The 8,240-nt window shown below is 71.7% G+C and carries 8 protein-coding genes; 5 read left to right on the top strand and 3 right to left on the bottom strand.

The genetic code is table 11. The features are described from left to right. Window positions 1-30: 30 nt before the first annotated feature. The gene (locus G6038_RS14740) at window positions 31-1,203 is read left to right on the top strand and encodes a thiolase family protein (protein WP_165038592.1); all 1,173 of its coding nucleotides are present in this window, start codon (window positions 31-33) and stop codon (window positions 1,201-1,203) included. 58 nt (window positions 1,204-1,261) lie between these two features. Here G6038_RS14740 and G6038_RS14745 read toward each other — a convergent pair whose 3' ends face one another. Next, complete coding sequence (locus G6038_RS14745) at window positions 1,262-1,732, bottom strand: Lrp/AsnC family transcriptional regulator (RefSeq protein ID WP_165038593.1); 471 nt, start codon at window positions 1,730-1,732, stop codon at window positions 1,262-1,264. Window positions 1,733-1,898: 166 nt separating this feature from the next. On the opposite strand from G6038_RS14745, the gene pdhA reads away from it, so the two are divergent. The 4 genes from pdhA to G6038_RS14765 are packed head-to-tail and all read left to right on the top strand — an operon-like array spanning window position 1,899 to window position 6,494. Next, window positions 1,899-3,002, top strand: coding sequence for a pyruvate dehydrogenase (acetyl-transferring) E1 component subunit alpha (pdhA, locus tag G6038_RS14750; protein ID WP_165038594.1), 1,104 nt, complete (start codon window positions 1,899-1,901; stop codon window positions 3,000-3,002). Continuing rightward, window positions 2,999-3,982, top strand: a complete 984-nt coding sequence (locus G6038_RS14755; RefSeq protein WP_165038595.1) for an alpha-ketoacid dehydrogenase subunit beta — start codon at window positions 2,999-3,001, stop codon at window positions 3,980-3,982. Before pdhA ends, G6038_RS14755 begins: the two co-directional genes overlap by 4 nt. 22 nt (window positions 3,983-4,004) lie before the next feature. Next, window positions 4,005-5,297, top strand: a complete 1,293-nt coding sequence (locus G6038_RS14760) for a dihydrolipoamide acetyltransferase family protein (protein WP_240918498.1) — start codon at window positions 4,005-4,007, stop codon at window positions 5,295-5,297. A 21-nt stretch (window positions 5,298-5,318) separates the two neighbouring features. Next, window positions 5,319-6,494 carry an MFS transporter gene (locus G6038_RS14765; RefSeq protein WP_165038597.1) on the top strand — a complete coding sequence of 392 codons (1,176 nt, stop codon included), beginning with the start codon at window positions 5,319-5,321 and terminating at the stop codon, window positions 6,492-6,494. On the opposite strand, the gene G6038_RS14770 is transcribed toward G6038_RS14765, so the two are convergent. Further along, window positions 6,491-7,099 (bottom strand): NADPH-dependent FMN reductase, encoded by a 609-nt coding sequence (locus tag G6038_RS14770; protein ID WP_165038598.1) that lies wholly within the window; start codon window positions 7,097-7,099, stop codon window positions 6,491-6,493. The genes G6038_RS14765 and G6038_RS14770 overlap by 4 nt on opposite strands. A gap of 123 nt (window positions 7,100-7,222) precedes the next feature. After that, window positions 7,223-8,240: NAD(P)(+) transhydrogenase (Re/Si-specific) subunit beta (locus tag G6038_RS14775; protein ID WP_165038599.1), on the bottom strand; the 1,018-nt coding region annotated here is incomplete at its 5' end.

Below are 8,240 nucleotides of genomic sequence, written 5' to 3' on the forward strand. Positions count from 1 at the left end.
CGCACGTCCCCGAGAGAGAGTGATCCGAAGATGCGCGATGCTGTCATCGTCGAAGCCGTCCGTACCCCCATCGGCAAGCGGGGCGGCGGCCTGTCCGGCGTCCACGCCGTCGAGCTGTCCGCCCACGTCCTGCGCACCCTTGCCGAACGCACCGGCATCGACCCGGCGCTCGTCGACGACGTGCACTGGGGCACCGTGCAATCCGTCGGCATGCAGTCCGGCAACATCGGCCGCATGGCCGTGCTCGGGGCGGGCTGGCCGGAATCGGTGCCCGGCTTCACCATCGATCGGCAGTGCGGCTCGTCGCAGCAGGCCGTCTCGACGGCGGCCGCGGCGGTGATCTCCGGCCAGGCCGATTTCGTCGTCGCCGGCGGCGTCGAGATCATGTCGGCGATCCCGCTGGGTTCCTCCGCTCCCGAGGGCACCGGGCAGATGGGCGGCCCGGCCCGCGAGCGGTACGCCGACGAGCTCACCGCGCCCGGCTTCCACGGCCGCTTCAACCAGGGTGTGGGCGCCGAGATCATCGCCGAGCAGTGGGGCATCTCCCGCACCGAGCTCGACGAGTACTCCGTCCGGTCGCACGAGCGGGCCGCCCGCGCGCAGGACGAGGGGCTGTTCACGGACGAGATCGCACCGTACACCCGGGCGGACGGCACCGTGATCGCCTCGGACGAGGGCATCCGGCGCGGCTCCACCGTCGAGAAGCTCGCGGGCCTCGAGGCCCCGTTCCGGGAGAACGGCGTGGTCACCGCCGGCAACGCGTCCCAGATCTCCGACGGCGCCTCCGGGCTGCTGATCACCACCTCGGAGAAGGCGAAGGCGCTGGGCCTGACCCCGCTCGCGCGCGTGCACACCGCCGTGGTCACCGGCGACGATCCGGTCAAGATGCTCACCGGCCCGATCCCGGCCACCGCCCTGGCGCTGAAGCGGTCGGGACTGTCACTCGACGACATCGACGCGTTCGAGGTCAACGAGGCATTCGCCTCCGTACCGCTGTCGTGGCAACGCGAGACGGGCGCGCCGCTCGAGAAGCTGAACCCCCTCGGCGGCGCCATCGCGCTCGGCCACCCCCTCGGCGCGTCGGGCGGTCGCCTGGCCGCGACGTTGATCCATCACCTGCGCCGCACGGGTGGCCGCTACGGCCTGCAGACGATGTGCGAGGGCGGCGGCACCGCCAACGCCACGATCTACGAGATCCTCTAGTCCGCGGTGGTGCCTTCCGGGACCCGGACCCGGAAGGCACAGCCCCGGAAGGCACACCTCATCGCTGCGCCAGCCGCTCGAGCAGCGGCGTCGTGCGCGGACCCACCAGTTCGCGCATCACCAGCGCCATGTTGGTGCGCTCGACACCGGGGATCTCGAGGATCTGCCCGGCCAGCCGGTAGAGATCCTCGGCGTCGCGCGCGACCACCTTCACCGACAGGTCCGTCTGCCCCGTCATGCCGTACACCTCGGTGACCTCCGGGATCTGCGCCAGGGCCGCGACGACCGAATCGAGCCGGTGCTGATCGACCCGGGTGGCGACGAACGCCGCCAGCGGATAGCCGAGAGCCCGCGGATCCACCCGCCGCTCGAACGACCCGAGGACCCCCTCCACATCCCATCGCGCGAGCCGCGCCTGCACCGTGTTCCGGGACAACCCCAGACGCTGGGACAGCTCCACCCCGGTCGCCCGCGGGGTCCGCGCCAACTCGAGCAGCAGCCGGGCGTCGGTGGCATCGAGACTGGTCATATTTCGCAGTATGACAGCGCCGGGACCCCCGAAACCGTGCTTCCTGCACACTCGCGCATCGGCCGATTGCGCACCTGCACCCCGCGTGGATCATGTGAGGTACAACACAGGTTCGCCGGCCCGCCTCACGAGGGCGACCGGTCCCGCCATAGCGAGGTGGTGCACGGTGGTCGACAAGATTGCCTATCCGGTCCAGCTGATCCAGCCCGACGGACGACGGGTCTACAACCCCGAGTACTCCGCGCTCGTCGCCGACGTCGGACCCGAGGAACTCCGCGCCCTCTACCGCGACATGGTCGTCGTCCGCCGCCTCGACGCCGAGGCCACCGCGCTGCAGCGGCAGGGCGAACTCGGACTGTGGGCGCCGCTGCTCGGTCAGGAGGCCGCCCAGGTCGGCTCCGCGCACGCCCTCCACCGCGACGACTACGTGTTCACCAGCTACCGCGAGCACGGGGTGGCCTGGTGCCGCGGCGTCGACCCCGCCGACATGACCCGGCTGTGGCGCGGGTGCGCCCACTCCGGCTGGGACCCGGCCGCGGTCAACATGACCAATCCCGCCATCGTCGTCGGCTCCCAGGGCCTGCACGCCACCGGATACGCGATGGGCGCCCATTTCGACGGCGCCGAGATCGCCACCGTCGTCTACTTCGGCGACGGGGCGACCAGCCAGGGCGACATCGCCGAGGCCCTCGGCTTCGCCGTCGCGTGGGGCGTCGGCGTGGTCTTCTTCTGCCAGAACAACCACTGGGCGATCAGCCACCCGGTCCGGTCGCAGAGTCCCGTCCCGATCGCGCAGCGCGCCGCCGGCTACGGGATGCCGGCCGTACAGGTCGACGGCAACGACGCGCTCGCGGTGCTCGCCGTCACCCGCCGGGCCACCCGGCACGCGCGGGAGGGCAGCGGTCCGTCGTTCGTCGAGGCCATCACCTACCGGATGGGCCCGCACACCACCTCCGACGACCCCACCCGCTACCGCACCCCCGCCGAGACCGAACTGTGGAAGGCCCGGGACCCGATCGACCGGCTCCACCGGCTGCTCCGGCGGGAAGGACACGCCGGCGACGAGTTCTTCGACGAGGTCGGCGCCGCCGCCGACGAGGCCGCGGCCCGGCTACGCGCCGGCACCCTCGGCGCCCCGAACCCCGAGCCGCTGAGCATGTTCGACCACGTCTACGCCACCGACCATCCGATGATCGCCGAGGAACGAACCCGCTACCGCGACTACCTCGCCGATTTCGAGAACGCGACCCACGAGGAGGCGCTGTCATGACCACCACCACGCTGGCCCTCGGGGCCGCCCTCGGCGCCGGGCTGCGCCGGGCCCTCGAACACGACCGCAAGGTGGTGATCATGGGCGAGGACGTCGGCCGGCTCGGCGGGGTCTTCCGGGTCACCGACACGTTGCAGAAGGACTTCGGCGACAACCGCGTCATCGACACACCACTCGCCGAATCCGGCATCGTGGGAACGGCTTTCGGCATGGCACTGCGCGGCTACCGGCCGGTGTGCGAGATCCAGTTCGACGGCTTCGTCTACCCCGCGTTCGACCAGATCGTCTCGCAGGTCGCCAAGATCCACTACCGCACCGCCGGGAGGGTCACCGCACCCCTGACCATCCGCATCCCCTACGGCGGCGGGATCGGTGCGGTGGAACATCATTCGGAGTCACCCGAGGCGTACTTCACGCACACCGCCGGACTGCGGGTCGTCAGCCCGAGTCATCCAGCCGACGCCTACACGATGATCCAGCAGGCCATCGCGCTCGACGACCCGGTGATCTTCCTCGAGCCCAAACGCCGGTACTGGGACCGCGGCGAGGTCGACCTCGACGCCGAGCCCGACCTCCCCCTCGACAAGGCCCGCGTCGCCCGGCCCGGAACGGACGTCACCGTCGTGACATTCGGGTCGATGGTGGCCACCGCGCTGCACGCCGCGCAGATCGCCGACACCGAGGGGCACTCGGTCGAGGTGATCGACCTGCGGTCCCTCTCGCCCATCGACTTCGGCACCGTCGAGGCGTCGGTCCGGCGCACGGGACGGCTGGTCGTGGTGCAGGAGGCACCGCTGTTCTGCGGCATCGGCGCCGAGATCGCCGCCCAGCTCGCGGAGCGCTGCTTCTACCAGCTCGAGGCGCCGGTGCTGCGCGTCGGCGGCTTCGACATCCCCTATCCCCCGGCGAAACTCGAGGCGCACCACCTGCCCGACCCGGACCGCATCCTCGACGCCGTCGACCGCAGCCTCGCGGCGTGAGGAGCCGGACATGGAACCGGGCATGAGCGAACACGGCGCCGCGGTGACCGAACACAGCGAGGTGTTCCGGCTGCCGGACCTCGGAGAGGGCCTGACCGAGGCGGAACTGGTGTCGTGGACCGTCGCCGTCGGCGACCGGGTCGAGCTCAACCAGGTGATCGCCGAGGTCGAAACCGCCAAGGCGACGGTGGAACTGCCCTCCCCGTACGCGGGAACGGTCGCCGAACTGCTCGCCGAGCCGGGTGCCGGCGTGCCCGTCGGGGCGCCACTGATCCGCATCGCGGTGTCGGTCGCGGCGGGCACCGCGCCCGCCCCGAACGGTGGCGGCGACGCACCCGTGCAGGTGCTCGTCGGCTACGGGCCGGGCGCCGCGCCGGTGAGCCGGCGCGCGGCCCGCGCCGCAGCGGCGGCACCGCCCCCGGCGCAGGCACCCACACCGCCGGGCGAGCGGCACCGCCCCGACGCGAAACCGTCGGCGCGCCGCGAGGCCCGGCTCCTCGGCGTGGATCTCACCGACGTGACGGGAACCGGCACGAACGGGGCGATCATCGTCCCGGACGTCCGACGCGCCGCGGAGGAACGCGGATCCGCTACGGCGGCGACAGGATCGGCTCGCGAGACCCGGACGCCGATCCACGGGATCCGCAGACGTACCGCCGCCGCGGTGGCGCGCAGTGCCTTCACCGCCCCGCACGTGACCGTGTTCCTCACCTGCGACGTCACCGCCACGGTCGACCTCGTCGCCCGGCTGCGCGGCGCGGCCGCCTTCGAAGGCCGTCACCCGACGGTGCTCACCGTGGTGGCCAAGGCGCTGTTACGGGTGCTCGCGCACCAGCCCGTCCTCAACGCGGCGTGGGACGAGGAGCATCAGGAGATCGTCACCCGCCACTACGTCAACCTGGGCATCGCGACCGCCACCGACTCGGGCCTGATGGTGCCGGTGATCCGCGACGCCGACCGCATGTCGCTGCCGGACCTCGCCGGCGCCATCGCCCACGCCGCGCAGACCGCCCGCTCCGGCCGCGCCACCCCGGCCGACCTGACCGGCGGCACGGTCTCGATCACCAACGTCGGCGTGTTCGGCGTCGACACCGGCACCCCCATCCTCAATCCCGGGGAGACGGCGATCCTCGCGCTCGGTGCCGTCGGCCCGCGACCGTGGGTGGTCGACGGGGAACTCGCCGTCCGGCAGGTCACGACACTGTCGCTGTCGTTCGACCACCGACTCGTCGACGGCGAGCAGGCAGCGCGGGCGCTGGCCGAGATCGGGGCGATCCTCACCGACCCGGTGCCGGACCTGCTCGCCGGTATCTGACGGGCGGTAGCGTCGGGACACGTGACCGCTCAGGATCTTCGCCGCGCCCGCGCGGCCGTGTTCGCCACCTTCGGCGTCAACGGGTTCCTGCTCGCGATGTGGGTGGTGCACATCCCCGCGATCGAGGAGCGCGTCGGCATCGACCACGCCACGCTGGGTTCCCTGCTGCTGGTCCTCGCGGCCGGGGCGATCGCCGGGATGCAGGCCACCGGTCCGCTCGCCGACCGGTTCGGCAGCGACCGCACCACCGTTGCCGCGGCGGTCCTGCTGTCGGCGGCGACCATCGGCCCCGGCCTGGCCGGCGCGGCGTGGCAGCTGGGCGTGGCGCTCGCGGTGTTCGGCTTCGCGAACGGCGCCCTGGACGTGTCGATGAACTCGCAGGCCGTGGCGGTCGAGCAACGCTACCGGCGGCCGATCATGGCCGCGTTCCACGGCCTGTTCTCGGTCGGCGGAGTCGCCGGGTCGCTGGTCGGGGCGGCCACCCTGGCTACGGGGCTCGCCCCGGCTGTCGCCCTCGGCGGCGCCGGCGTCGTCGGTGTGCTCGTCGTCGCGGTCTCGGCGCCGCACCTGGTGCGGGTGCCCCGGGTCGAGCACCCGCGCGAGGCCGGCCCGCGCGGCGGATACTCCCGCCGGGTGCTGCTGCTCGGCGGGCTCGCGTTCATGCTGATGCTCAGCGAGGGCGTCGCCAACGACTGGAGCGCCCTGCAGGTCAAGGAACACCTGGGCAGCCCGGATGCGGTCGCGGCGCTGGCCTTCGGCGCGTTCTCCACGACGATGACGCTCGGCCGCTTCGTCGCGGACCGAGTCAGCGCCCGCATCGGTGCCGTGGCCGTGGTCCGGTACGGCACGCTGCTGGCGGGGGCCGGGATGGGCACGGTCGTCGCGTCCTCGTGGCTGCCCACGACCCTCGCCGGATGGGCGCTGTTCGGGCTGGGTCTGTCCGGTGCCGTGCCGCAGATCTTCAGCGCAGCCGGGAACATCGACGCCGGCGCCCCGGGACGCAACATGTCCCGCGTCGTCGGCATGGGATACATCGGGTTCCTGGCGGGACCCGCCACCATCGGCTGGCTCTCGGAGGCGACGTCGCTCACCGCGGCGATGGCGGTGCCGTTGGCATGCGTGCTCGCCGCCGCAGCACTCGCCGGCGCCGTCGGTGAGCGGACCCGTCGCACGCTTGCGCGCGTGGACGGCCGCTAGCGCGGGAGGACGGTCAGGACCCGCACGACGTGGTCGCGGAACTCGCGCATGTAGTTGCGGAGGAAGTCCTCGGTGCCCGAGTTGTGGACGGTGCCGTCGTCCCCGAAGACCTCCGGCGTGTAATGGATGTATGCCTCGGGCGACGTCATCTGCCGGGCGTTGCAGAAGCTGAGCACGGCGCGCAGGCTCTGCTGGCCCACGGCGGTGCCGATCGCGCCGATGGAGGCGCCGATCACGGCGGCCGGGATGTGATCGAACGAGTTCTGCCCCCAGGGGCGCGACGCCCAGTCGATGGCGTTCTTCAGCGCCCCGGGAATCGACCGATTGTACTCGGGTGAGACGAACAGCACCGCATCCACAGCGGCGATCGCGTCCTTGAGCGCGGCCCCCTCCGGTGGGTAGTTCGCGTCGTAGTCGGGGCTGTAGAGCGGCAGGTCCCGGATGGCGATCTCGACGAATTCGAGGTCGGGCGGGGCGAGCCGGATCAGCGCCTTCGCGAGGATACGGTTGATCGAGGTGGACGACAGGCTGCCGACGAAGTAGCCGACCCTGTACGTCCTCGCGGTCTCGGTCCCTGGATGCTCGGTCCCTGGGTGCTCGGTCACGGGACGCGTCCTTTCCGTCGATGCCACGGGCCGGGGCGCGGCCCGCCTGCCACCTCCGACGGTCGCACACGAGCGGGGCGTCCGCACGGTGTTCCGTGCGGACGCCCCGGTTCGTCGAACTCTCTACAGCGCCTTGAGTTCCTCGGTGACCTCGGAGACCATCTTCTTCGCGTCGCCGAAGAGCATGGAGGTCTGGTCGGCGGTGAACAGCGGGTTGTCGATGCCGGCGTAGCCGGAGGACATCGAGCGCTTGAGCACGATGACCGACTTGGACTGGTCGACGTTGAGGATGGGCATGCCGTAGATCGGGCTGGACGAGTCCTGCCGGGCGGCGGGGTTGGTGACGTCGTTGGCGCCGATGACGACGGTGACGTCGGTGCGGGAGAACTCGCCGTTGATGTCGTCCATCTCCTTGAGCGCCTCGTAGGGCACCTCGGCCTCGGCGAGGAGGACGTTCATGTGCCCGGGCATCCGGCCGGCGACCGGGTGGATGGCGTACTTGACCTCCACGCCCTTGTCCTCGAGCAGCGACGCCATCTCCTTGACCGCGTGCTGCGCCTGCGCCACCGCCAGGCCGTAGCCGGGCACCACGATGACCTGGTTGGCGTAGGCCATCTGGATCGCGGCATCGGAGGCGGAGGTGGCCTTGACGGTGCCACCCGCCCCGGCCGGGCCGGCGCCGGCGCCGCCGTCGCCGCCGAACGAGCCGAACACGATCGCCGGGATCGACCGGTTCATCGCCTTGGCCATCAGGTTGGTCAGGATCGAACCCGACGCACCGACGATCATGCCGGCGACGATCATCGCCTGGTTGTTCAGCGCCAGACCCGCGGCCGCGGCGGACAGGCCGGTCAGGGCGTTGAGCAGCGAGATCACCACGGGCATGTCGGCGCCGCCGATCGGCAGCACCACGAACAGGCCCATCAGCCCGGCCACGACGAGCAGCGCCACGATCCAGATCGCCGAGGTGGGCTCGTTCGCCGGATCGGCCGCGAGTCCGATGTACACGGCGAGCGCGATCGCCGCGAGCGCGAGCACGATGTTCGCCAGCTGGAAGGCCTTGGCCGCGCCGACGAGGCGGCGTTCGAGGTTCTTGTTCAGCAGCTCCTGCAGCTTGGCGAACGCCACCAGCGAACCCCAG

Source organism: Rhodococcus sp. 14C212, from assembly GCF_011058195.1.
GTDB lineage: Bacteria > Actinomycetota > Actinomycetes > Mycobacteriales > Mycobacteriaceae > Rhodococcus > Rhodococcus aetherivorans.